This is a genomic window from Novosphingobium sp. HII-3 (genome assembly GCF_002916655.1).
GTDB classification, from domain to species: Bacteria; Pseudomonadota; Alphaproteobacteria; order Sphingomonadales; family Sphingomonadaceae; genus Novosphingobium; species Novosphingobium panipatense.
Genome location: NZ_PPSM01000014.1, coordinates 35,662 through 58,140 on the forward strand (window position 1 = coordinate 35,662; position 22,479 = coordinate 58,140).

At 64.7% G+C, this 22,479-nt stretch carries 24 protein-coding genes and 1 tRNA gene; 15 read left to right on the plus strand and 10 right to left on the minus strand.

Going from position 1 to position 22,479, the window contains the following annotated elements:
* Positions 1 to 13 precede the first annotated feature (13 nt).
* Positions 14 to 547 (plus strand): adenine phosphoribosyltransferase, encoded by a 534-nt coding sequence (locus C2R25_RS03955; RefSeq protein WP_103727947.1) that lies wholly within the window; start codon positions 14 to 16, stop codon positions 545 to 547.
* Between the two features lie 18 nt (positions 548 to 565).
* Here the strand turns inward: C2R25_RS03955 and C2R25_RS03960 are convergent, their stop codons facing one another.
* Complete coding sequence (locus C2R25_RS03960; RefSeq protein ID WP_233203753.1) at positions 566 to 2,044, minus strand: malonyl-CoA decarboxylase; 1,479 nt, start codon at positions 2,042 to 2,044, stop codon at positions 566 to 568.
* Between the two features lie 184 nt (positions 2,045 to 2,228).
* On the opposite strand from C2R25_RS03960, the gene C2R25_RS03965 reads away from it, so the two are divergent.
* Positions 2,229 to 2,302: transfer RNA gene (locus C2R25_RS03965), tRNA-Gly, on the plus strand.
* Between the two features lie 268 nt (positions 2,303 to 2,570).
* Here C2R25_RS03965 and C2R25_RS03970 read toward each other — a convergent pair.
* The 3 genes from C2R25_RS03970 to panC all read right to left on the minus strand — a co-directional run bounded on the left by C2R25_RS03970 (position 2,571) and on the right by panC (position 4,848).
* On the minus strand, positions 2,571 to 2,804 hold the full coding sequence (locus tag C2R25_RS03970; RefSeq protein WP_103727948.1) for a response regulator transcription factor: 234 nt from the start codon (positions 2,802 to 2,804) through the stop codon (positions 2,571 to 2,573).
* A gap of 213 nt (positions 2,805 to 3,017) precedes the next feature.
* Complete coding sequence (locus C2R25_RS03975) at positions 3,018 to 3,791, minus strand: response regulator transcription factor (RefSeq protein WP_103727949.1); 774 nt, start codon at positions 3,789 to 3,791, stop codon at positions 3,018 to 3,020.
* A 193-nt stretch (positions 3,792 to 3,984) separates the two neighbouring features.
* Positions 3,985 to 4,848 (minus strand): pantoate--beta-alanine ligase, encoded by an 864-nt coding sequence (panC, locus tag C2R25_RS03980; RefSeq protein WP_103727950.1) that lies wholly within the window; start codon positions 4,846 to 4,848, stop codon positions 3,985 to 3,987.
* Between the two features lie 167 nt (positions 4,849 to 5,015).
* Here panC and C2R25_RS03985 point away from each other — a divergent pair, with 167 nt between their 5' ends.
* From C2R25_RS03985 to C2R25_RS04000, 4 genes are all read left to right on the plus strand, one after another.
* Positions 5,016 to 5,828, plus strand: coding sequence for a division plane positioning ATPase MipZ (locus C2R25_RS03985; protein WP_103728561.1), 813 nt, complete (start codon positions 5,016 to 5,018; stop codon positions 5,826 to 5,828).
* 9 nt (positions 5,829 to 5,837) lie between these two features.
* Positions 5,838 to 6,122, plus strand: a complete 285-nt coding sequence (locus C2R25_RS03990; protein WP_103727951.1) for a J domain-containing protein — start codon at positions 5,838 to 5,840, stop codon at positions 6,120 to 6,122.
* Positions 6,123 to 6,205: 83 nt separating this feature from the next.
* Entirely contained in the window at positions 6,206 to 7,597 is a 1,392-nt protein-coding gene (gene pgmG, locus C2R25_RS03995; RefSeq protein ID WP_103727952.1) for a phosphoglucomutase/phosphomannomutase PgmG, read from the plus strand.
* Between the two features lie 81 nt (positions 7,598 to 7,678).
* Positions 7,679 to 10,162 (plus strand): ligase-associated DNA damage response DEXH box helicase, encoded by a 2,484-nt coding sequence (locus C2R25_RS04000; RefSeq protein ID WP_103728562.1) that lies wholly within the window; start codon positions 7,679 to 7,681, stop codon positions 10,160 to 10,162.
* Between the two features lie 73 nt (positions 10,163 to 10,235).
* Here the strand turns inward: C2R25_RS04000 and C2R25_RS04005 are convergent, their stop codons facing one another.
* From C2R25_RS04005 to C2R25_RS04020, 4 genes are all read right to left on the minus strand, one after another.
* Entirely contained in the window at positions 10,236 to 10,670 is a 435-nt protein-coding gene (locus C2R25_RS04005; RefSeq protein WP_103727953.1) for a biopolymer transporter ExbD, read from the minus strand.
* Positions 10,671 to 10,694: 24 nt separating this feature from the next.
* Complete coding sequence (locus C2R25_RS04010; RefSeq protein ID WP_199183758.1) at positions 10,695 to 11,228, minus strand: biopolymer transporter ExbD; 534 nt, start codon at positions 11,226 to 11,228, stop codon at positions 10,695 to 10,697.
* Positions 11,229 to 11,369: 141 nt separating this feature from the next.
* The gene (locus C2R25_RS04015) at positions 11,370 to 12,137 is read right to left on the minus strand and encodes a MotA/TolQ/ExbB proton channel family protein (protein ID WP_103727955.1); all 768 of its coding nucleotides are present in this window, start codon (positions 12,135 to 12,137) and stop codon (positions 11,370 to 11,372) included.
* Between the two features lie 68 nt (positions 12,138 to 12,205).
* Complete coding sequence (locus C2R25_RS04020; protein ID WP_103727956.1) at positions 12,206 to 12,871, minus strand: energy transducer TonB; 666 nt, start codon at positions 12,869 to 12,871, stop codon at positions 12,206 to 12,208.
* A 366-nt stretch (positions 12,872 to 13,237) separates the two neighbouring features.
* Between C2R25_RS04020 and C2R25_RS04025 the strand changes: the two genes are divergently transcribed.
* Positions 13,238 to 14,083 carry a hypothetical protein gene (locus C2R25_RS04025; RefSeq protein ID WP_103727957.1) on the plus strand — a complete coding sequence of 282 codons (846 nt, stop codon included), beginning with the start codon at positions 13,238 to 13,240 and terminating at the stop codon, positions 14,081 to 14,083.
* An 89-nt stretch (positions 14,084 to 14,172) separates the two neighbouring features.
* Positions 14,173 to 15,480 (plus strand): homoserine dehydrogenase, encoded by a 1,308-nt coding sequence (locus C2R25_RS04030; protein ID WP_103727958.1) that lies wholly within the window; start codon positions 14,173 to 14,175, stop codon positions 15,478 to 15,480.
* Positions 15,481 to 15,514: 34 nt separating this feature from the next.
* On the opposite strand, the gene C2R25_RS04035 is transcribed toward C2R25_RS04030, so the two are convergent.
* Entirely contained in the window at positions 15,515 to 15,862 is a 348-nt protein-coding gene (locus tag C2R25_RS04035) for a hypothetical protein (RefSeq protein ID WP_103727959.1), read from the minus strand.
* A gap of 171 nt (positions 15,863 to 16,033) precedes the next feature.
* Here C2R25_RS04035 and glpX point away from each other — a divergent pair, with 171 nt between their 5' ends.
* Both glpX and C2R25_RS04045 read left to right on the plus strand, forming a co-directional pair.
* The gene (gene glpX, locus C2R25_RS04040; protein WP_103727960.1) at positions 16,034 to 17,014 is read left to right on the plus strand and encodes a class II fructose-bisphosphatase; all 981 of its coding nucleotides are present in this window, start codon (positions 16,034 to 16,036) and stop codon (positions 17,012 to 17,014) included.
* Positions 17,015 to 17,196: 182 nt separating this feature from the next.
* Complete coding sequence (locus C2R25_RS04045) at positions 17,197 to 18,132, plus strand: ribose-phosphate pyrophosphokinase (RefSeq protein ID WP_103727961.1); 936 nt, start codon at positions 17,197 to 17,199, stop codon at positions 18,130 to 18,132.
* 12 nt (positions 18,133 to 18,144) lie between these two features.
* Here C2R25_RS04045 and C2R25_RS04050 read toward each other — a convergent pair whose 3' ends face one another.
* Positions 18,145 to 19,056, minus strand: coding sequence for an AraC family transcriptional regulator (locus C2R25_RS04050; protein WP_233203754.1), 912 nt, complete (start codon positions 19,054 to 19,056; stop codon positions 18,145 to 18,147).
* A 195-nt stretch (positions 19,057 to 19,251) separates the two neighbouring features.
* Here C2R25_RS04050 and C2R25_RS04055 point away from each other — a divergent pair, with 195 nt between their 5' ends.
* The 5 genes from C2R25_RS04055 to pheS all read left to right on the plus strand — a co-directional run bounded on the left by C2R25_RS04055 (position 19,252) and on the right by pheS (position 22,469).
* Complete coding sequence (locus C2R25_RS04055) at positions 19,252 to 20,040, plus strand: inositol monophosphatase family protein (protein WP_103728563.1); 789 nt, start codon at positions 19,252 to 19,254, stop codon at positions 20,038 to 20,040.
* A 1-nt stretch (position 20,041) separates the two neighbouring features.
* Positions 20,042 to 20,464, plus strand: a complete 423-nt coding sequence (locus C2R25_RS04060; protein WP_233203755.1) for a gamma-glutamylcyclotransferase — start codon at positions 20,042 to 20,044, stop codon at positions 20,462 to 20,464.
* Positions 20,465 to 20,587: 123 nt separating this feature from the next.
* Entirely contained in the window at positions 20,588 to 20,791 is a 204-nt protein-coding gene (rpmI, locus tag C2R25_RS04065; RefSeq protein WP_008829613.1) for a 50S ribosomal protein L35, read from the plus strand.
* 13 nt (positions 20,792 to 20,804) lie between these two features.
* On the plus strand, positions 20,805 to 21,167 hold the full coding sequence (rplT, locus tag C2R25_RS04070) for a 50S ribosomal protein L20 (RefSeq protein WP_103727964.1): 363 nt from the start codon (positions 20,805 to 20,807) through the stop codon (positions 21,165 to 21,167).
* A 204-nt stretch (positions 21,168 to 21,371) separates the two neighbouring features.
* Complete coding sequence (gene pheS / locus C2R25_RS04075; RefSeq protein ID WP_103727965.1) at positions 21,372 to 22,469, plus strand: phenylalanine--tRNA ligase subunit alpha; 1,098 nt, start codon at positions 21,372 to 21,374, stop codon at positions 22,467 to 22,469.
* Positions 22,470 to 22,479: the final 10 nt, after the last annotated feature.

Below are 22,479 nucleotides of genomic sequence, written 5' to 3' on the forward strand. Positions count from 1 at the left end.
CGGAGAAAAGCACGTGACGCTGGATGAACTGCGCCAACTGGTACGCTCCATTCCCGATTTTCCGAAGCCGGGGATCCTGTTCCGGGATATCACGACGCTGATTGGCCATGGCGCCGGCTTTTCAGCTGCGATCGATCACCTGGCGGCCTTTACCAAGGAGGCCGGCGGGCAGGCGATTGCCGGCATCGAAGCGCGGGGGTTCATCTTCGGTGCGGCACTCGCCGCCCGGCTGGAGCTGCCTTTCATCCCCGTTCGTAAGCCCGGGAAGCTGCCCGTGCCGGTGCTCGCGATCGACTACGCACTGGAATATGGCACCGACACGCTTGAGGTCGACCCCGGCGCCGTTGAGGACGGCAGCAGGCTCGTGCTGGTTGACGATCTCATAGCGACCGGCGGCACCGCCCTCGCGGCCGTGGAACTGCTGCGTCGTGCCGGCGGCAACGTGGTGCTGTCGCTGTTCGCCATCGATCTTCCGGCGCTCGGCGGTGCAGACCGACTGCGGCAAATCGGTGTTCCTGCGGCCGCATTGCTGAATTTTGAGGACTGATGCCCGCTGAAGCGAGGCTCATGCAGCCAGAGCGTCCTTGTTCTTGCTCTTCGCCTTCTTTCCATTCGCCTTGCGGTTTCCTCCCTCCGGCTCGTCCAGCAGGCTCTGGACGCCCTTGGAGGCGGCGACGGTACCCAGTTCCGTCAGGGCGAAGAAGTTGGCCTCGATGTCAGACAGTTCGTAGAGATAGTTCACCATGACGCCATGGGACTGCTTCTGGCCGTTTGCGGACAGGTCAGCGTTGGCGTGAATGGCTTCCAGCCGCGCCCCGTTCCCGAGGTGAAAACGCGCCACCGGGTCGAGAGGCTGGTTACCCTTGCCCTTCGCCTCGCACAGGTAACGCGCCGCCAGCCGGCGAAGGTCTGACGCACCCGGCATCGTGGCGCTGCCATCGGCATCCTTCCCTTGCTCCTTGGCCAGCCACTTCGCGAACCCGGGGACGGGTGAGAGCGTGGCGAAGGTCCTGAGGTGAGGCAATTCCTTCTTGAGGAGTCCTACGACCCGCTTGATGAGGTGGTTGCCGAAGGGAATACCCTTGAGGCCGACCTGACAGTTGCTGATCGAGTAGAAGATGGCGCAGTTCGCCTCGCTCGGACGGATGCCTTCGCGTTCCTCGGAGATGATGGCGTGGATCGAACCGGGCACTTCTGCCGTCAACGCAACTTCGACGAAGATGAGCGGGTCCTCGGGCATCTGCGGATGGAAGAACCCGTAGCAGCGCCGATCCGCCGGCTCCACGCGGCGCCGCAGGTCCTCCCAACCCTGGATCTGGTGAACGGCCTCGTACTGGATGATCCGTTCCAGCAGTTCAGCGGAACTGTCCCAGCCGATGCGCCGCAGTTCGAGAAACCCGGCGTTGAACCAGGCAATGAAGGCACATTCCAACTCTCGGTCCAGGGCGGCGAGACCTTCCGTCGCAGCGCCTTTGGGAACGGCCAGCAGGTCCTCCCGCATGTCGATCAGGCGGCGCGTGCCTTGGGGCGCCAGGTTGAGTTGGTTGATGAGCCTGCGGCTGACAGACTCACTTGCCTGATTGAGAGCAAGCGCGGATGCGTCGTCCCGCTTTTCCTGCCACTTGGCTATGGCCTTGTCGATCGCCTTGCCGTCGGCCGGATGACGATCATGGATCTTGGCGAGGAACTCCTGCCGCGCGGCCACATCGCTGGCTTCGTACAGGTCGAAGAAGGCCGAAGCCAGCGCCGGCCCCGAGGCGCGACCTCGCAAGGAGAGCAGGGCGTCGGCGAGGTCGAGCAGGCTTTCGCCGCTGTCCTGGCGCGGAGCTATGCCGATGCCCCGCAGCAGCTTGCCGAGGCCGGAGTTCATCAGGATATCCAGGGGGTTGCGCCGCCGTGCTGCGGTTGCTTCGCCAGGAGCCTGTTGCCGTGCCGTGTTCATCGTCACCTCGCTTCGTGCGCTGCCTTGGGAGCCCGAGGCTATCATCGCTCCGGCATCCGGAGAATAACCAAGGTCAGTGGAGAGTTGCGGCAAGGTGGTCATGACTTTAGGATAAATCCGATGAATCAATCAGTTGCTCAGGAGTATTCGCCGCAGCGATCCCTGTCACGGCATATTTCCCACGGCTCGTGCAAGAGAGGCGTTGACGAAACCGCCCAGACCGTGGCAAGCGCACGTCACGACGCGGCATGACGGTTGCCACCCGCTGCGTCTCCAGGCTCAATGAGCGGGTATAGCTTAGTGGTAAAGCCCTAGCCTTCCAAGCTAGTTATGCGGGTTCGATTCCCGCTACCCGCTCCAGCCCTTGCACAGATCTCCGCACGGATTACGGCTTTCGACAGAGTCGCTTCGCGGTCCCCGGTTGGGGGCGACCAGACTCCGGGTGAGAGTGGCAGCCATATCTGCCACTATGGCCGGAGGTTCTGCTCGCTGGCAGATGCAGCGCCGCCAACGGCGTCTTCGTTCAGCTGCAGGGTAGGTAATCGACCCGAAGGGGAATGGGCTTTGCTCTGTCCCTTTGGTGCGTCGTGCGGGACGACGTATGTCCTTCGTCAGCGCTGGCGAAGGATCAGTTGCTTCTTTCCGTCAGAAGGCCTTCGCGAATGACGTAGGCGATCATGTGTGCGCGATTGCGTGTCCGGGTCTTCAGCCGCACGTTCTCCACGTGCCGTTCTACTGTACAGGGCGCGATGTTGAGTTCAATTGCAGTTTCCTTAGCCGATCTGCCCATCGCTACGTACTGCAAAACGTCCAATTCACGCGAAGTAAGTTGGACGTTTTCACTTCCAGACATTCGTTCCATAGAAACCCCCTAGACACAAATGAAGTAAGTTAACCCCATAAACCGTGTGTCGCATCGACTCTCAGGAGAGTCACGCAATATTTCGGAGTTATACTTAGCTCTTCAGCCCGAAGGCCATTGCCATAGTGCTAAAATGGGGTTGCAAAAATTAGGCAGAAGCATCCAATTGGATGAAACAGCGGCAAAAACGAGCAGAGGGACCCGTCGCGCCCCTCACATCAAAGCCGACCGAGGTCCAGCATGGTGCGACGCCTCTCCATCAAGGCCATTGGCGTTTCGGGTGTGGGGGGGCTGCGAATCGGCCCTGGGTGATTCGCTTTCTTCAGAAGAGCCCAGCCCGGAGGCGGCGGCGAGCTCCCGTGCGATGACAGCAGCCTGCGTTCGATTCGAAACGCCGAGCTTGCGCAGTATGGCTTTCACCCCCGCCTTTACCGCAGCCTCGCTGATTCTGATCTCCCGTGAAATCGCCTTGTTCGACAATCCGTTGGCAAGGTGAAGGAGGACGAGCCGTTCGCGATCCCTGAGGTTCAGCCGGGCCAATTGCGATGCGGCCTTCTCGGGGCGCGCGGCAGCGGGCATGCTGACCAGGAAGTCGATCACCTGCGGCGGGGCGACCTTCTGGCCGTTGGCGACCATCTGCAGCACCGCGACAAGGGAGAGGTAAGGCACATCCTGCGGGAAGTAGGCGTAGGCGCCGGCCGAGTAGAGCGTGATCATCTCGTCGAAGTCGAACGCCTGCGTCAGGACGACAATGCGCAGGGAAGGGTGTGCGCGCTGAAGCCGGGTGACAGCGGCGCGGGCTTCTTCGGGCAGGAGGTCGCGTTCGATGACCAGGGTGTGCTGTCTGCCTTGTCCCAGGTGCCGAGGCTCCAGATCGTCCATCCGGGCGGTGGAGTGAAGCACTTCGAAACCCGCGTCGATGAAGATTCGCCGAAGACCCTCCCTAAGGATGGAATTGTGGATTGCGAGGGACAGGGAGCCGTGCATCGCGTCTAGAGCCAGCTATGGAGGCAGGCGGTCGCCAAGACGGCACTAAGAGGTTGTTCTTGCTCTATCATTCCCGCAATCTGGCAGGATGCTGGGCACCCGCCAATCGCCCTTCAAGACACAGGCCGATCTATTCCGGATAGGAGACCCCGCGGTTTCACCCGCGCGGAGGAGCCCTTTTGATGGAGCTTCGTCAGTGCGCCGGCGGTGAAACCGGCATGTTGTCGATCAGTCGCGTGGAGCCGATCCGCGCAGCCACGATCAGGCGCATCGGATTACCGCCAGGAGCGGAAAGCGCGGTCAGATCATCGGCATCGCGCAGTTCCGCATAGTCGATGGACAGGAACCCGCCCGCCACGATGTCCTCCCTCAGTTGCGCCAGCACTTCGGCCACGACGGCACCCTGTTCGATCGCCGCGACGGCCGTCTTCATGGCGCGCGGCAAGGCTACGGCGCGCGCGCGGTCCTCGGCTGAAAGGTACGCGTTTCGTGACGACATCGCCAGCCCGTCACTTTCGCGCACCGTGGGCACGCCGAGGATGGCGCTCGCGCAAGGGCGGCTGAGATCGAGGTCGCGCGCCATGCGTCGGATGACGGCAAGCTGCTGCCAGTCCTTCTCACCGAAGAGGGCAACGTCCGGCAGGACCTGGTTGAACAGCTTGCATACCACGGTCGCCACGCCGTCGAAGTGACCGGGCCGGGCCGCGCCGCAGAGGCCTTCGCTGACACCCGCCACCGAAACGCTGGTGGCGAAGCCCGCCGGGTACATGGCGTCGACCGTGGGGGCCCAGAGGATGTCGACGCCTTCGGCTTCAAGCAGGGCTGAATCGCGCGCCAACTGCCGGGGGTAGGCGTCGAGATCCTCGTTCGCGCCGAACTGCAGCGGGTTCACGAAGATCGATACCACCACGCTTTCGGCCTGCTGACGCGCTTGTCGAACGAGAGTCAGGTGCCCTTCATGCAAAGCGCCCATGGTCGGGACGAGAGCGACCGTCCCCCTGCCGCGAAGAGCGTTGACAGCATTGCGCAGTGGATCAAGGGCATGGAGGATTTGCATTGGGCTTCGCTGCTCCGGTATGATGCGCGCGACCGACAGTCGCACGGGCCCATAGCCCCGGCGCGCCTACGGGGGCAATGGATTTGAACCTACCGGTGCGGCTCGGCTGTCCGGTGGACAGGGAACAGTCGGCCGGGTTACCGGTCCGCGAGCAGGAATACGGTCACGTGACAGCGCATCGCATCGTCTTCGCCAACGAAAAGGGTGGCACCGGCAAGTCCACCACGGCCGTCCACGTCGCCATCGCGCTGGCGTACCAGGGCGCCAATGTGGCGTGCATCGACCTTGACCACCGCCAGCGGACCTTGTTCCGCTATCTCGAAAACCGCATCGAGACGGAACGCAGCCGCGACATCGCGCTGCCGGGTGCGCGCTTCGCCGTATACGACGGCGATGACGTGAATGAACTGGACGAACTGGCCGAGCAGATCGCGGAAGGGTACGATTTTCTTGTATTCGACACGCCGGGCCGCGACGATCCGTTCGCCCGCCATGTTGCGACCACGGCTGATACGCTCGTGACTCCGCTGAACGACAGCTTCGTTGATTTCGATCTTCTCGGCCAGGTGGAAAGCGAAACCTTCAAGGTGAAGCGCCTGTCCTTCTATGCGGAGGTCATGTGGGAGGCGCGCAAGAAGCGGGGCCTCAAGACCATCAACGAAGGACGGCGGGAACTGGATTGGGTGGTGGTGCGCAACCGCGTCCAGCACGTTGAAGCACGCAACATGCGGCGTATCGACGGAGCGCTGAAGGAGTTGTCGAAGCGGGCCGGCTTCCGGGTGGCGGCGGGCCTTTCCGAACGCGTCATTTTCCGTGAGCTGTTTCCCTCCGGCCTCACCCTCCTCGACAAGGGACACCTGGGGGATCTGGGTACGAGCCACCTGGTTGCGCGGCAGGAACTGCGCGGGCTGGTGGCCGGCCTGAACCTGCCGATGCCCAGCCGGCCCGGGTCTGAGCCGGCGCTGGCGGATGCAGGCTGACGCGCGGCGATGATCAAGCTGCTGTGGCTTCTGGCGCTGGGTTGCGTGGTCTGGCGCATGGTCGCGGGACGCTGGCCCTGGCAGATGCGCAAGGCTGCGCCGCCCTCGTTCGAAGCGGCCCGCGCGCGCGCCCTTCTCGGCATCGACGGCGATGTGGACAGGCGCCGCATTCTGGAAGCGCACCGCCGCCGGGTAGCGCAGGTCCATCCCGACAGGGGCGGTTCGTCCGAGCAGGTTCATGAAGCCAACGCGGCGCGGGACCTGCTGCTCTCCCAGCTGCCATCGGATGGCTGAGCCGCTGCCTGCGCCGGGGCTGCAGGGGAGGGTGATCGGCGGCAGGCACAAAATGGAGCCTGGCAAACGCGCGGGAGCGCGCGATGCATGAGTTCAGCGCCGAAGTGCTGCGCGCTTACGACATCCGTGGTGTGTTCGGCGAAACGCTGGTCGAGGCGGATGCCTTTGCTCTGGGGCGTACCTTCGGCACGCATCTGCGGCGCAGCGGTGGATGCAGCGTCGTCGTCGGGCGCGACGGTCGGCTGAGTTCCCCCGCCCTGGAAGCCGCCCTGGTCGACGGTCTCGTGCGTACCGGCATCGAGGTGGTGCGCATCGGGCTCGCCGCCACTCCCATGCTCTATTTCGCGGAGGCGACGATCGGCACGGTGCAGGCCGGCATCCAAGTCACCGGTAGCCACAACCCCCGCGATCACAACGGCTTCAAGCTCGTCGTGGGCGGCGCTCCTTTCTTTGGCCGAGACATCGCCCGCCTCGGCATCATGGCGGCTGCTGGGGACTGGGACATGCCGGCCGCGCCGGGGAAGGTGGAAGAACGCGACATCCTGCCGGCCTACGTTTCGCGGCTGATGCAGGAACTGGAAGGAGTGGACGCGGAGCGGCTGTCGTCTCTGCGCATGGCCTGGGACACGGGCAACGGCGCAGCCGGACCGGTGATTGAGCGTCTGGCGGCGCTGCTGCCTGGCAAGCATCATCTTCTCCATACACGGGTGGATGGCCGGTTTCCGAACCACCACCCCGATCCGACGATAGAAGCCAACCTGCTGGACCTGCGGCAGCGGGTGAGGAGCAAGGGCCTTGACCTCGGCGTCGCCTTCGACGGCGACGCGGACCGGCTGGGCGTGATCGACGCCAGTGGCCGTATCCTCAACGCCGACCGCCTGCTCATAGCCTTCGCTCGTGATGTTCTGAGCCGCAAGCCGGGCGGGCGCGTCGTCGCTGATGTGAAGGCATCGTCATCGGTGTTCGATACGGTCCACCGGCTCGGCGGGAAGGCGGAGATGGCGCCCTCGGGCCATTCCCACATCAAGGCGCGGATGAAAGCCACGGGGGCTGTCCTTGGCGGCGAGACAAGCGGCCACTTCTTCTTTGCCGACGACTGGTTCGGGTTCGACGACGGCATCTATGCAGCGATCCGGCTGATCGCCGGTCTCGTGCGCGATGGGGCCCGGGCGAGCGAAATTCACGATGCCGCGCCGGCCGTGGTGAACACGCCCGAGCTCCGCTTCCCCGTAGCGGAGGAGCGGAAATTCCCGGTCGTGGAAGAGGTGCGGGCCCGGCTCGCGGCTTCGAACGCGCAGGTGAACGCCATGGACGGCGTGCGGGTCGACACTCCGGACGGCTGGTGGTTGCTGCGAGCCTCCAACACTCAGGCAGCTTTGACTGCGCGCGCGGAAAGCGCCACCGAAGAGGGGCTAGGGCGCCTCGTCGCGGCGATCGACGAGCAGTTGCGCATGTCGGGAGTTTCAAGAACGTAGCCGCCGGGCGCGATGCGTGTGAGGCCGGAAACCGTAAGGCTTTCGGTGCTTTTCCTTATCCGTTCCGATATGCTCATCCCGATGCCTCCGCTGAACACCGCGCCCGGCCTGGTGCCGCCTGAAATAGCCGACTGGTTCGACCGGAGGGGGTGGCGGATACGGCGCCACCAGCGCGAGATGCTGGAAGCGGCCGACCGAGGCGGACACGCCCTGCTGGTCGCCGACACGGGCGCCGGCAAGACGCTGTCCGGCTTCCTGCCCACGCTTGCCGCGTTCTGCCCGTCGAGACTGGCGGGGGGTGCGTTGCCTGAGGGTCTGCACACGCTTTACGTCTCGCCGCTAAAGGCTCTGGCGACGGACGTGCAGCGCAACCTGCTCGCACCCATCGAGGAGATGAAGCTGCCGATTCGCGTGGAGACACGCAGTGGGGATACGCCGTCCGACCGCAAGGCGAGGCAGCGGGCGCGGCCGCCTCACGTACTTCTGACCACGCCCGAGTCGCTGTCGCTGCTCCTCAGCTACCCTGAAGCGCCCGAGCTCTTCAGAGGGCTGAGACACGTCGTCATAGACGAGGTTCACGCCTTCGCCACGGGCAAGCGCGGAGATTTGCTCGCCCTGTCCTTGTCGCGCTTGCAGGCGATCAGCCCGACCCTGCAGCGCGCGGCGCTCTCCGCTACGCTTGCCGATCCGGACGAGTACCGAGGATGGCTCGCTCCGTGGGGGGAGATCGACAGCGTCGCACTGGTGGAGGGGGAGCCCGGCGCCGACCCGCAGGTGGAGATATTGCTCCCGCGCGAGGAACGCATCCCTTGGAGCGGGCACGCGGCGACATGGGCAATCCCGCAGCTGATCGAGCAGATCCGGGCGCATCGCACAACGCTGGTCTTCACCAACACCCGCTTCCTCGCCGAGTACATTTTCCAGCAGTTGTGGGACGCGAACGAAGGAAACCTTCCGATCGGGATCCATCATGGTTCCCTTTCGCGGGAAGCGCGGCGGAAGGTCGAAGCGGCCATGGCCGACGGCAAACTCCGGGCTCTCGTCTGCACGGCGAGCCTCGATCTCGGCATCGACTGGGGCGATATCGACCTTGTGGTGCAGATGGGTGCTCCAAAGGGCTCTTCGCGCCTGCTGCAGAGGATCGGCCGCGCCAACCACCGGCTGGACCAGCCGAGCAAAGCGATCCTGGTGCCGGGCAACCGCTTCGAATTCCTGGAGGCGTTCGCCGCGCAGCAGGCCGTCCGCGAGGGGCAGCGGGACGGCGATCCCTTCAGGCCGGGGGGCCTGGACGTGCTGGCGCAGCATGTCATGGGAGCCGCTTGCGCCGGGCCGTTTCGGGAAGAGGCCTTGCTGGCCGAGGTCCGCTCCTCGCTGTCCTATGCCTGGGTGGACGAGGCGGTCTTCGCGCGCGTGCTCGAGTTCGTGGCGACCGGCGGATATGCGCTACGCTCCTACGACCGGTTTCGTCGCATCGTGCGTGAACGGGATGGGACTTGGCGGCTGGCGCATCCCGAACATGCGGCCCGCCATCGCCTGAACGCGGGCATCATCGTCGATGCCGAGATGCTCGACGTGCGGTTCCGCAACGGGCGGTCACTTGGCCGGGTGGAGGAGGGTTTCGGCGCGAGCCTCGGCCCCGGCGACACGTTTCGCTTTGCGGGCATGGACCTTGAAGTCGAGGCGCTCAAGGATCTCGACCTCATCGTGCGGGCCGCAAAACGCTCGGCCACGATACCTAGCTACATGGGGCAACGCATGCCGATCTCAACGCATCTTGCCGATCGCGTGCGGGCCATGCTCTGCGATCAGGCGGGATGGGCGCGGTTTCCCGACGACGTGCGGGAGTGGCTGGAGGTTCAGGGCTGGCGTTCACACCTGCCGGCGCCCGGACGGTTGTTGGTGGAAAGCTTTCCGCACCAGGGCCTGTGCTACACGAGCTACTACACTTTCGAAGGGTGGAACGCGAATCAGTCGCTGGGCATGCTGATCACCCGCCGGATGGAAGATCGAGGGCTGGGGCCACTCGGATTCGTGGCCACGGACTACACTCTCATCGTATGGGGCCTGAAACCGGTGGGGGATCCAGCGTCGCTGCTCTCGCCGGACATCCTCACGCATGAATTCGTCGACTGGATCCAGCAGTCGTACCTGCTGCGCCGCGCCTTCCGGGAGGTGGCGGTGATATCGGGCCTCGTCGAGCGGCAGCAGCCGGGCAAGCGCAAGTCCGGGCGGCAGGTCACCTTCTCGACCGACCTCATCTACGACGTCCTGCGCAAATACGAGCCGGATCACCTTCTGATCCAGGCGGCCTGGGCCGACGCCCGCGCCCGCATGACCGACATCGGGCGAGTGGGGGACGTGCTCGATCGCGCGGCACGGGAAGTGGATCATGTCTGGCTGGACCGCATCAGCCCGCTAGCCGTTCCCGCGCTTTCGATGGTGGGCCGCGAGCGCCTGCCATCGGGCGCGGCCGACGATGACCTGCTGCTGGAGGCGGAGAGCCTGGCCTCGGTCGCGATGCGCGTGGATGCGCTGCCGGAAGATCGGGAACGCGGGGAAGATTGAGGCACGCAAGAAAAAGGGGCGGAAAGTTCCGCCCCTTTCAGGTGTCCTCTCGGACCAGTCTGCCAACTTCGGCTTACTTGCCGAAGGTCGCGAACTGTTCGTTGCCCACGAAGCCGAACTTCGTAACGGCGGAGCCCTTGATGACCTGGAGCACCTGCGCCGACAGCTCATAGCTGGCTTCGGGCTCAGGCTGGAACTGCAGTTCCGGCTCGGGGTTCATGCGGGTGGTCGCCTGCAGGGTCTGGATCAGCCTTGCCTGGTCGATCTGAGTGCCGTTCCACATGATCTTGCTGTCCTGAGTCAGCACGATCTTGTTCTTGACCGGATCGATCGGCGGAGGCGTGTCCGTCGGAGGGGTGGCTACGGGCAGATCGATATCGATCGAGTGCGTCGCAACCGGAATGGACATGATGAACATGATGAGGAGGCAGAGCATGACGTCGATCAACGGCGTCGTGTTCATCTCCATCATCGGCGAACCATCGTCCTTGCCGCCTGACATTGCCATGAGATGTTACTCCTGTTCCGCGCGTCAGCCGTTCGGGTCGATCGGGTTGGTGATGAAGCCAACCGTCGGGTAGCCCGAAATCTGGACGTTGTAGATCGCACCGGCCACGCAGCGCCAGGGCGCTTCGACGTCACCGCGGATGTGGACCTGCGGGATGAGATCCGGGTTCGTCATCAGAGCCTGCGGACCACCTTCACGCTTCACGATCGCGTCAAGACGCTTGAAGGCCTGGTCGCGCAGTTCCTCGGAAGTCACCGGCGTCACATTGTTGATGTAGATGCGGCATTCACCGCCGCGGTTCGCACCCTGGAAGCCCGGCTCGCCGGCGCTCTTGCCGGAGGCATCCGTTGTCGAAACGGTGAGGAGCAGGTTTTCGACCTTGTCCTTCGATTCGACGGCTTCGATGACGGGGATGCGCAGCTTCTCGATCGTCTGGATCGCGACGGGAACCGCGATCAGGAAGATGATGAGCAGCACCAGCATGACGTCGACGAGCGGCGTCGTGTTGATGTCGGACATCGGTGTCTCTGCACCGCCTCCGCCCGTGGATATCGCCATAGTCTTATCCTAATCCTTGCGTTGCCTGGGGGCCGGCGACGGCCATTCGCATGCTTCCTGCCGTCGCCTTTACCTGACCCCGACGGGGGCGGACCGATCCGCTGAAAGAGCAGTGACCGATCCGCATTGGTCCCCGTGCTCTTACGGCTTGGCCGGAGCGGCAGCCGGCTTGGCCGGAGCCGGAGCAGCCTTCGCCGAAGCGAGGGCGGGCTTCACGGCACCCTTCGAGTTGATGTTCGCGAGAACGTCGTTCGAGAAGCCGGTCAGCAGTTCGGCGATACGCTTGTTGCGAGCCTGCAGGTAGTTGTAGGCAAGCACGGCCGGAACGGCGACGAGCAGACCCAGCGCGGTCATGATGAGAGCTTCACCGACCGGACCGGCGACCTTGTCGATCGAAGCCGAACCCGCGAGACCGATGGCGATCAGAGCGCGGTAGATGCCGACGACGGTACCGAACAGACCGATGAACGGCGAGGTCGCACCGACGGTGGCGAGGAACGGCAGGCCCGAAGCAAGGCGTGCGTTGATGGTCTGCTCCGAGCGAGCGAGCGACCCGTGCAGCCAGTCGTGGGCCTCGAGCGAGTCCGTCATCTTGGCGTGCTGGTCTTCAGCGGCGAGGCCGTCTTCGACGAGCTGACGCCATGCGCTGTTCTTCTCGAGCTTGGCAGCGCCTTCGCGCAGGGTAGGGGCGCGCCAGAAGTTGGTGCGGATGGCGTTGAACTGGCGCAGGATCTTCGACTGTTCGAACCACTTGGTGAACAGAATGTAGAACGAACCGAACGACATGATGCCCAGGATGATGACGGTCGCGTAAGCGATGAAACCGCCCTGTTCGAGTGCTTCCTTGAAGCCGAACTTGTTCTGCGGCGCGGCTTCGCCGGCAGCGGCAAGGATGTCAACGATAAGCATGCGAGTTACCTCTCAAGAAGAATGCAGGTTGTGGTCGGGAGCCGCTGTCGGGGCCGACCCCTTGGAGATTAGTTGAGCTTGTAGACGATCGCGGTCGAGTACGAGGACGAAACCGGGTTCCCGCCGTCGTCCAGGGCGGGGTCGAAGCGCGCATAGCGCTGCATACCGTCGCACGCTGCCTCGTCCAGATCGGGGCTGCCGCTCGAGCTTGACACCGAGCACGCGCTGACCCTTCCGTCCGCACCCACGGTGACGCGAACGCCGACGCGGCCTTCACGTTCTTCGCGAGCGGCGCGGGTCGGGTAGTTCGCCTGGATGCGACCTGCCCAGCTCGCCTGGCCCTTCGGCTTGACGCCACGAGCCTTGGACGGTCCCGGCGGCGGTGCCGGCGGCGGCGGCGGGGGAGCCGCGGTCTGGATAACCACCGGCGGCGCCGGCGGCGGGGTGATCACGGTTTGCACCGGCGGCGGGGCCGGGGCGATATTGATCGGCGGCGGCGGCGCCACGATGGGCGGCGGCGGCGTATCGGGCTGTTCCGGCGGAGGCGGCGGTGGCTCTTCCTCCTTCGGTTTCTCTTCCTTGATATCCACGGTGGTCACCTTGTTGATGACCTTCTTCGCCGCCTCATAGGCCAAGCCGGTGACGAGCGCATAGCCGACGAAGACATGGATCAAGGCGACAATGACAAGAGCGGTAACCTTGCTACCGCTCATCTGCTGGTCAGCGTAAGCCATTCAGACGCATCACTCCATTACCAAGCCCCGGACAGAGGTGCCTGAAACACATGCCCAAGGGCGCCCATGGTTTCCCACCCGGAAGGGGGACCCCATGACGAAACTCCAAATTACCCACCCTGACGGCTAACAGTCTACCTGTCCGTGAACAACAAGAAACGGGAGGCGAACCGAGGGGTTTTTGTTATTTTCACCCCAAATTTGTCGGGGTCTTAACCCTGAAGCCGACCCCGCGCAACGCCTTATCAGCCTGCGCGGAGTTAACGCGCGATTCATGCCCCCTCGGGAGAATTTGATCCAGTGCCTTTTTGAAATGGCTTCACCAAGCGGTTATACCCGCGCCCTTTACCACGGAGATCACCGGTCATGTCATTGAAACTGCGCCCACTTGCCGCAGCCTTCGCAGGTGCCTGCCTGATGCTGGCGCCGCTTGCGGCGAGCGGTCAGGCCACCCCGGGGACGACGAACGAACTGGCTTATGCCGATATTGCGGGGCTGGCCGAATCGGCCGGTCTGGTCGTGCGGGCGCAGGTCGCTTCGACGACGCGCATCGAGGACCAGCGGGCGCCCGGGCTTACGCCGGGCCATGGCCGGTTCTATGTAGAGGCGCAGACCCGGACGCTCCTGATGGGCCGCAGCCCGCTTGGCGAGTCCATCCGCTACCTGGTCGATCTTCCGCTGGACGCCAAGGGGAAGGCGCCCAAGCTCAAGAAGGAGGATGTGCTGCTTTTCGCGCGTGCCGTGCCGGGGAGGCCGGGAGAGCTGCAGCTTGTCCGCCCCAGGGCGCAACTCCTGTGGACGCCCGCGCGCGAGGCGCGGCTGCGCTCCGTGCTTGAGGCGCTCGTCGCGCCGGACGCGCCCGCCAGGATCACCGGTGTGCGTGAACTCCTCTTCGTGCCGGGAACGCTGGCGGGACAGGGAGAGACGCAGATCTTCCTGAAGACGCACGACAACTCCGCCGCATCCATCACCGTCAGCCATGAGCAGGGGCAGCCCCCCGTCTGGGGCGCGTCGTTTTCCGAACTGGTTGCGGCGGTGGGGCGGCCGCCCGCACCCGAAACGCTGGAATGGTACCGGCTCGCGTGCTTCCTTCCTCGCAATCCTCCCGCTGACGTGACTCAGTCCGGCACCTTCGCGGAACGGCAGCAGGCGCTCTCCGACTATCGTCTGGTCGTGGCGCAGCTCGCGCCCTGCATGCGCAATTTGAAATAAACAGCCACGCATCGAAGCCTGGGCAGGCCGGTTCTTGCTGGAAATTACGATCCGCCTGCCTTAGTGGCCGCTCCGAATAAGGAGCTAGCATGGCCGAACCGCTGAATATTGCGCTTGCCGGACTGGGTACAGTCGGCACTGGCGTCGTCCGTCTCATCGAGACCAATGCGGAGCTGATCGCCCGCCGCGCCCGCCGGCCGATCCGCATCGCTGCCGTCAGCGCGCGGGACCGTTCGAAGGATCGCGGGGTCGACTTTTCCGCCTACGACTGGGTCGATGATACGGCGGCGCTGGCCTCTCGCGGGGATGTGGACGTCGTCGTGGAGATGGTGGGCGGTTCCGATGGCCCGGCGCTGGCATTGGCGCGCAACACCATCGCCGGCGGCAAGAGCCTGGTGACCGCGAACAAGGCGATGATCGCGCATCACGGGCTGGAGCTTGCCTCCGCAGCCGAGGCGATGGGTGTGGCCTTGAAGTTCGAAGCCGCGGTGGCGGGCGGTATCCCGGTCATCAAGGGCCTGAGCGAAGGGGCGGCGGCCAATGCCATCGATCGGGTCTACGGCATCCTCAACGGCACCTGCAATTACATCCTTTCCACCATGGAGGACACAGGAGCTGACTTCGCGGACGTTCTCGCCGAGGCGCAGCGCCTGGGCTATGCGGAAGCTGATCCCACCTTCGATATCGAAGGCATCGACGCGGCACACAAGCTGTCCATCCTCGCGGCCATAGCGTTCGGATCGGAGCTGCGCTTCGATGCGGTCGAGACGATGGGCATCAGCCGGGTCAAGGCGGCCGACATCGAACAGGCACGGTCGCTCGGCTACGTCATCCGTCTGCTCGGCATGGCCGGGGTGGACATGACCTGCGGATCTCCGCGCCTTTTCCAGCGCGTCCGCCCGCACCTCGTTCCCTTCGACCACCCGCTCGCCCATGTCGACGGCGCGACCAACGCCGTCGTGGCCGAGGGCAACTTCATGGGACGCCTGCTGTTCCAGGGTGCGGGCGCAGGCGACGGGCCGACCGCGAGCGCGGTCGTGGCGGACATCATCGACATCGCGCGCGGGGAAAAGAGCGCGGCGTTCTCGATGCCGGCGCGTGAACTGGAAGTCATGGAGCCGGCGGAGACCGGCCACCGTGTCGGCAGCTCGTACATCCGCTTCACCGTGCCTGACCGCCCGGGCGTGCTGGCCGATATCACCGCTGCCATGCGCGATGCGGGCGTATCGATCGAAAGCCTGATCCAGAAGGGCGATCCCGACCAGGATGGCGAAGTGATCCTTGCCGTTGTCACGCACCCCGGGCCGGAAAGCGCGGTGACTGAGGCCATGCGGATCCTCGACGGCTCCGAAAGCCTGGCCGCGCAGCCGCTGGTCATGCAAATAATCGGCGCCTGAGGCAGGCTCCTCCGGACGGCGGCCCGCCGCACGATCAGCGGGCGCGAAGCTCTCCTTTCGCGATCCGGTCCGCGTCGGAGCCGGCAGGTGCCTCAGGTATCGTCGACAGGTCGATGATGTAAGGCTGCTCTGGCGGACATGGCGGGATCACGCAAAGGCCGGCCATTGTCGGCTTGCCCTTGAAGATGCCGTTGCCGGAAACGTCCGGTGTGCGCAGGCGCCCGTCGTCGGCCCCGGCACCGGTGGGATCGTCGTCGCTTGTGGAGGGGACCCTGTACGTGTCCGTTTCAGGCGCGCAGACCACGATCTCACCCTGCCGGACAGTGCGCAGGCAGGCGTTGCGCGAAGTATCGCGCGTAATTCGTCCGCCGGTCCCCAGCATCTTTTCAGCGATTGCCCGGTCGCTTTCCGAAGCGGGCGGGGCTTGTTGAGCAATCGCCGGGACGGGGGCCGCTATTGCGAGTGCGAAAAGGTATATCCAGCTTCTCGACAATTCAAAATCCTCTGTCTAAGCGGTTAAAACCCTTCCTCCCTGGATTAATCCGGAGTGAACATGCCCGAAAACAATACCCCTGCAAGTCACGTACTCGATCGCGTCCTGGTTCTTGAGATGGTGCGCGTCACCGAAGCCGCCGCCATCGCCGCGTCCAATCTCATCGGCCGCGGCGACGAGAAGGCAGCCGATCATGCCGCAGTCGAAGCGATGCGCAAGGCCTTTGATGGCCTCTACATCGACGGCACCGTCGTGATCGGCGAGGGTGAGCGGGACGAAGCGCCGATGCTCTTCATCGGTGAGAAGGTCGGCGGTGCTCCTGGAAAGGGCCCGAAGATCGACATCGCTCTCGATCCGCTGGAAGGCACGACGATCACGGCGAAAGCCGGACCCAACTCGCTGGCGGTGCTCGCCGCCGCCGAGGAAGGCGGGCTCCTGAATGCGCCCGACGTCTACATGGACAAGATCGCGGTGGGCCCGGGTTATCCGGACGGCATCATCGACCTCAACAAGACGCCTACGCAGAACGTCGAGGCGGTAGCGGCCGCCAAGGGCGTGAAGCCCTCGGACATCAACGTCTGTGTGCTGGACCGTCCGCGCCATGAGGCACTCATCGCTGAACTGCGTTCGCTGGGTTGCGGCGTGGTACTGATCGGTGACGGCGACGTCGCGGGTGTCATCGCCGTCACGGACGAGGACACGACGATCGATCTCTACATGGGATCGGGCGGCGCCCCCGAAGGCGTGCTTGCCGCCGCTGCGCTGCGCTGCGTGGGTGGACAGTTCAACGGCCGCCTGCTCTTCCGCAACGACGACGAACGCGCCCGTGCGCACAAGTGGGGCATCACCGACCTCGACAAGGTCTACAAGCTCGAAGATCTCGCCAAGGGCGACTGCATCTTCGCGGCGACCGGCGTCACGAGCGGTTCGCTGCTGGACGGCGTGAAGCGCCGCAAGGGCGGCGTCATGACCACGGAAAGCGTCGTCATGCGCGCAAGCTCGGGCACCGTCCGCTGGATCAAGGGCGAACACCGCATCTGATCGGCGGCTCCCCGAAGGATCCGAAAAGGCCGGTTTCGACAATGTCGAGGCCGGCCTTTTCGTTGGGGGCGTGGGTCTCGACCAGCGAAAAGAGGGCCCGCTCTCTTGCATTCCCGGCTCTCCAGGCTACAGGGCCGGTCCCAACGACAGACCGCCAGGAAACGTCACGGGGATTCGCCAAAATGAAGATCATGTCCGGCAACAGCAACCTGCCGCTCGCGCGTGCGATCGCAGCGTATCTCGAACTGCCGCTGACCGACGCCAGCGTCCGCCGCTTCGCTGACGAGGAGATCTTCGTCGAAATTCACGAGAACGTGCGTGGCGAGGACGTCTTCGTCGTTCAGCCGACGAGCTATCCCGCGAACGACAACCTGATGGAACTGCTGATCTGCATCGACGCGCTGCGTCGCGCCTCGGCCAAGCGCATCACGGCGGTGGTTCCCTACTTCGGCTATGCCCGGCAGGACCGCAAGCCCGGCCCGCGCACGCCGATCTCGGCCAAGCTGGTCTCCAACCTGATCACAGAGGCAGGTGCCGACCGCGTTCTTTCGGTCGACCTGCACGCGGGACAGATCCAGGGCTTCTTCGATATCCCGACCGACAACCTGTTTGCCGCGCCGGTCATGGCGGCGGACATCCAGGCGCGATATGGCGACCAGTCGCTGATGGTGGTATCGCCCGACGTCGGCGGCGTGGTGCGCGCCCGCGCTCTTGCGAAGCGCCTCGACAACGCGCCGCTGTCGATCGTCGACAAGCGTCGCGACCGTCCGGGCCAGTCCGAGGTGATGAACATCATCGGCGACGTGAAGGGCCGCGCCTGCATCCTGATCGACGATATCATCGATTCGGGCGGCACCCTGTGCAACGCGGCGCAGGCCCTGATGGATGCCGGCGCCGTCAGCGTGACGGCCTACATCACGCACGGCGTCCTCTCGGGTGCTGCGGTGAGCCGCGTGACGAGTTCGGCTCTCAAGGAACTGGTCATCACCGATTCGATCCAGGCAACCGAGGCCGCCAAGGCTTCCGACAAGATCCGCATCCTCACCATTGCCCCGCTGGTCGGCGAAGCGATCCGCCGCATCGCCGACGAAAGCTCGGTGTCGAGCCTGTTTGACTGAGGCAGTGACCGGCTATTCCCAAGGGCGGATTCCGCCCGGGGTCAGCCGGTTCAGCATTTCCAGACGCCGCGCCTGCCGCGCTTCGAGCGACAGCGTGAGGATAGGCTGGGGCCGTGCTATGAACTGTCGCGGCGATATACCGAACAAGTTCGTGAATTCGTGTATCAGGTGGCTCTCGTCGTAATAGCGAAGAGCCATCTCCTCGCCTTCGGCCGCGTCGGCGACGCCGCGCAGATAGCTGGCCATGTCAAGCGCCCGCGCCCGGCGCAGCACCTGTTTGGGCGGCATCCCGAAGTCGCGGCTGATCACGCGTTCGAGCTTGCGGCGATCCACCCCGCAGCCCGCCGCCGCCTCCTTGATCGACAGACCCGGGTTGCTGAAGCTGATCGCTTCGAAGGCGGCGGTGACGGGATCGGGCCGGCCGCCACCCCGCTCCTTCACCTGGCGGCGGGTGACTTCCTCTATTCCCTGAAGCCATTGCTCCGGCGGGGCGCCGGGATCAATCGCCGCAACGAAGTCGGCGGAGGGCGCATTCAGGACATCCGTGGGGACCACCCGGTCGACGTAGTCGCCGACGTGCGGGAGCTTCAGCGCCGTGCCGGTGCCCGGCCGGAGCGCGAACCCTACGCTGACGAAGCTGCCGCTGACCGTCACCGGCATGTGACGGGAGTTCGGTCCGAAGTAGAAGGCGCCGTTCCTGAGAAGGGCCGGGCCATCGGCGGTGTGTACTGTCCACTCTCCGCTCAGGAAAATGCGCACCGTGGCCGCTTCGTTGAGCAGACCGCACGAAAGCACATGGCCCTCCGGCATGGACATGCTCGACACGTGGAAGCGCGCCAGCCACGGAACCAGGTCGGCGGCCGGGCTGCGGTTGTAGGACATGGGCTGCCCATCCCGTGTCTTGCCCTCGCGCGATTTGACCATCGGATCGACCGCAGGGCGAAATTTACGCTGCATATTAACCCTGAATTAATGCCCCTTATTGCCGATACGCCGGGCTCAGAGGGTCGGCAATGGACGAAAATCCGGATGTGTTAACAAATGTCAGGATGATCGGGGTTGCAGGCGGCTGTCGCAAGGAACTTGACCGCTTCGCGCGCCACAGGGCAGAGCGAGATGATGAAGATCGAACAGGATATCGCCCTCGCCCTGCGCCTTGCCGACGTGGCGGGTGACGCGATTCGCCCGCATTTTCGTTCCGGCATTTCCGCCGATAGGAAGATGGATGCCTCTCCGGTGACCGTTGCGGATCGTGCGGCCGAGGAAGCCATGCGCCGCATCCTCAAAGCCGAGGCCGGTCGCGATACGATCATCGGTGAGGAGTTCGGCACCGAAGAGGGGTCGTCCAACCGCACCTGGGTTCTTGATCCCATCGATGGCACGGTATCCTTCATCGCCGGGCGACCGATCTTCGGCACCCTGATCGCACTGCTCGTGGACGGCTGGCCGGTTCTGGGAATCATAGACCAGCCCATTCTGAAGGAGCGGTGGGTCGGAGCGAGCGGGCGTGCGACGACCTTCAACGGAGGGGAGGTGCGTACCCGCCCCTGCCGCACCTTGTCCGATGCCATGCTCGCGACCACCGGCCCGCAGTATTTCGACGACCATCAGGGCGACCATTTCATGACGCTTGCGGCCAAAACGGACCACAAGCGCATGATGATGGGGGGGGACTGCTACAATTACGGCCTTCTCGCCAGCGGTCACCTTGACCTCATCTGCGAGGCCGGGCTCAAGCTCCACGACTGGGCGGCGCTGGTGCCGATCGTCGAAGGGGCGGGCGGCACCATGTGCGACTGGAACGGGGAGCCGCTTAACGCCGGTTCGACCGGAGAGGTCCTGGCTATGGGAGATCCGGCTCGTCTCGAAGATGTGATCGAGGCTATGGCCTGCCATCACCACGACTGACTTGCGCCTCTTTCTCTACGGCACGCTTCAGCCCGATGCAGCCACGCCGATGGCGGCATGGATGGGGGCGCGGCTGGCTCTTGCGGAACCCGCGTATGCGGCGGGGCGCCTCCATGGTATCGCGCACGACGGCGGCTGGTTTCCTGCCCTCGTGCGGGGGCAGGGCCGGGTCTCCGGGCGGCTGTGCGACCTCGCTTTGAGTGCCGGAGACCAGGCGCGGCTCGACCGCTACGAGGGTCGGGAGTACCGGCGGGAAACCGTGCGGGTACGAACGGCGGCCGGACGGCTGGTTGCCGCGCAGGCTTATCTATGGCGAGGCGCACCGCCGAGGGGAGCCTTGCGTATCCCATGCGGGGACTTTCTCGACTGGTTGAGGCGGCACCGCCTGCCGGTCTTTTCGCAGACTGCTTGCCTTCGGGCGTAACTGCCCCTAAGGGCGCGTCCTTCAATCGACACGGTCGAGTCTGCCTTTCGGGAGATTCGCGGGTCGGCCTGGCGAAAAGGGCTGCCATGGCCGGCGGGACGTGTCCCGACCAAGGAGACGAAAATGCCCAAGCTGAAGACCAAGAGCGGCGTGAAGAAGCGCTTCAAGCTCACCGCGACCGGCAAGGTGAAGCACGGCGTTGCCGGCAAGCGCCACCGCCTCATGAGCCACAACGGCAAGTACATCCGCCAGAACCGCGGCACGGAAGTCATTTCTGACGCCGATGCCAAGGTGATCAAGAAGTGGGCGCCCTACGGGCTCAACTGAGGAGTACTGACCGATGAGCCGTATTAAGAGGGGTGTCACCACCCGCGCCAAGCACAAGCGTATTCTGGAACAGGCCAAGGGTTTCCGTGGCCGTCGCAAGAACACGATCCGCGTTGCCCGTCAGGCCGTCGAAAAGGCCGGCCAGTACGCGTACCGTGACCGCAAGATCAAGAAGCGGACCTTCCGCGCGCTGTGGATCCAGCGCATCAACGCGGCAGTCCGCGCTGAAGGCCTGACCTACTCGCAGTTCATCCACGGCGTGAAGCTCGCCGGGATCGAACTGGACCGCAAGGCGATGGCGGACCTCGCCATGAACGAAGGCGGCGTGTTCAGCGCTGTCATCGCTCAGGCCAAGGCGGCGCTGCCGGCGGAGTAATCCGCGGCTGCGAAGCAGACGCTTCACAAGCGATTTCGAGAGGGGCGTGGAGCGGTTGCTTCCACGCCCCTTTTGCGTTCGGAGCAGAAAGCTCCACGTGGAACGCCTGCCTCCGGCAGAGGCCTCATAGATTGCGGTCGACGGCCCTTCTGCCTAAGGAGCGCCAGCACGACCAACTCAAACCATTAGGCAGGCAGACGACCAGTGGACTACGCAGCAACCGGCCAGGAGGCGCTATCCCGCATCGCGGGCGCCGATGATCTCGATACGCTGGAAGCCCTGCGCGTCGAATTTCTCGGCAAGCAAGGCTCGATTTCGGGTCTTCTCAAGACGCTGGGCAAGCTCGATCCGGAAGAGCGCAAGGTGGAAGGACCCAAGATCCACGCCCTGCGCGAAAGTGTGACCGAGGCATTGGCCAGCCGCAAGGACGTGCTGGAAACGGCCGCGCTGGACGCGCGCCTTGCCTCCGAAACGATCGACCTTTCGCTCCCGGCTCCTGCCGCTCCTCGCGGGGTGGTGCACCCGATCTCGCAAGTGATGGACGAATTGGCGGAAGTCTTCGCCGACCTCGGCTTTGCCGTGGCGACCGGGCCGGAAATCGAGGACGACTGGCACAACTTCACCGCGCTCAACATGCCGGAAAGCCATCCGGCGCGCGCGATGCACGACACCTTCTACTTCCCTGACAGGAACGACGCCGGCCGAGAGATGCTGCTGCGCACGCACACCTCGCCGGTTCAGGTCCGCACGATGCTGAGCCAGGGCGCACCGCTGCGCATCGTTGCGCCGGGCCGCGTCTACCGCTCGGATAGCGACGCGACGCACACGCCGATGTTCCATCAGATCGAAGGGCTGGTCATCGACAAGGGCATTCACCTAGGTCACCTGAAGTGGACGCTCGAGGCCTTCCTCAAGGCGTTCTTCGAGCGGGACGACATCGTTCTGCGCCTGCGTCCGAGCTACTTCCCCTTCACCGAGCCTTCGGTCGAGGTCGATGTCGGCTACGCCAATCAGGGCGGCCGCCGCGTGGTCGGCGGATCGGGCGACGCACCGGGCCACGCCTGGATGGAAGTCCTGGGTTGCGGCATGGTCAATCGCCACGTCATCGCGGCGGGCGGCATCGACCCGGACGAATGGCAGGGTTTCGCCTTCGGCATCGGCGTCGATCGCCTCGCCATGCTGAAGTACGGCATGGACGATCTGCGCGCCTTCTTCGACGGCGACGTGCGCTGGCTCTCCCACTACGGTTTCTCCGCCCTCGACGTGCCGACCCTTTCGGGCGGCGTCGGCACGCCGGCTTGAGCGGGAAGGA

What these genes read in the sequence shown, in the direction of transcription:
- C2R25_RS04050 (WP_233203754.1), bottom strand. Translation starts at nt 19,056, where the DNA reads ATGGTCAAATCGCGCGAGGGCAAGACACGGGATGGGCAGCCCATGTCC.
- C2R25_RS04015 (WP_103727955.1), bottom strand. Translation starts at nt 12,137, where the DNA reads ATGCTTATCGTTGACATCCTTGCCGCTGCCGGCGAAGCCGCGCCGCAG.
- C2R25_RS03990 (WP_103727951.1), top strand. Translation starts at nt 5,838, where the DNA reads ATGATCAAGCTGCTGTGGCTTCTGGCGCTGGGTTGCGTGGTCTGGCGC.
- C2R25_RS04035 (WP_103727959.1), bottom strand. Translation starts at nt 15,862, where the DNA reads ATGCTGGGGACCGGCGGACGAATTACGCGCGATACTTCGCGCAACGCC.
- C2R25_RS04045 (WP_103727961.1), top strand. Translation starts at nt 17,197, where the DNA reads ATGAAGATCATGTCCGGCAACAGCAACCTGCCGCTCGCGCGTGCGATC.
- C2R25_RS04000 (WP_103728562.1), top strand. Translation starts at nt 7,679, where the DNA reads ATGCCTCCGCTGAACACCGCGCCCGGCCTGGTGCCGCCTGAAATAGCC.
- rplT (WP_103727964.1), top strand. Translation starts at nt 20,805, where the DNA reads ATGAGCCGTATTAAGAGGGGTGTCACCACCCGCGCCAAGCACAAGCGT.
- glpX (WP_103727960.1), top strand. Translation starts at nt 16,034, where the DNA reads ATGCCCGAAAACAATACCCCTGCAAGTCACGTACTCGATCGCGTCCTG.
- C2R25_RS04025 (WP_103727957.1), top strand. Translation starts at nt 13,238, where the DNA reads ATGTCATTGAAACTGCGCCCACTTGCCGCAGCCTTCGCAGGTGCCTGC.
- C2R25_RS03960 (WP_233203753.1), bottom strand. Translation starts at nt 2,044, where the DNA reads ATGACCACCTTGCCGCAACTCTCCACTGACCTTGGTTATTCTCCGGAT.
- C2R25_RS03970 (WP_103727948.1), bottom strand. Translation starts at nt 2,804, where the DNA reads ATGGAACGAATGTCTGGAAGTGAAAACGTCCAACTTACTTCGCGTGAA.
- C2R25_RS03975 (WP_103727949.1), bottom strand. Translation starts at nt 3,791, where the DNA reads ATGCACGGCTCCCTGTCCCTCGCAATCCACAATTCCATCCTTAGGGAG.
- C2R25_RS04020 (WP_103727956.1), bottom strand. Translation starts at nt 12,871, where the DNA reads ATGGCTTACGCTGACCAGCAGATGAGCGGTAGCAAGGTTACCGCTCTT.
- C2R25_RS04030 (WP_103727958.1), top strand. Translation starts at nt 14,173, where the DNA reads ATGGCCGAACCGCTGAATATTGCGCTTGCCGGACTGGGTACAGTCGGC.
- pgmG (WP_103727952.1), top strand. Translation starts at nt 6,206, where the DNA reads ATGCATGAGTTCAGCGCCGAAGTGCTGCGCGCTTACGACATCCGTGGT.
- C2R25_RS04055 (WP_103728563.1), top strand. Translation starts at nt 19,252, where the DNA reads ATGAAGATCGAACAGGATATCGCCCTCGCCCTGCGCCTTGCCGACGTG.
- C2R25_RS04005 (WP_103727953.1), bottom strand. Translation starts at nt 10,670, where the DNA reads ATGGCAATGTCAGGCGGCAAGGACGATGGTTCGCCGATGATGGAGATG.
- C2R25_RS04010 (WP_199183758.1), bottom strand. Translation starts at nt 11,228, where the DNA reads ATGGCGATATCCACGGGCGGAGGCGGTGCAGAGACACCGATGTCCGAC.
- rpmI (WP_008829613.1), top strand. Translation starts at nt 20,588, where the DNA reads ATGCCCAAGCTGAAGACCAAGAGCGGCGTGAAGAAGCGCTTCAAGCTC.
- panC (WP_103727950.1), bottom strand. Translation starts at nt 4,848, where the DNA reads ATGCAAATCCTCCATGCCCTTGATCCACTGCGCAATGCTGTCAACGCT.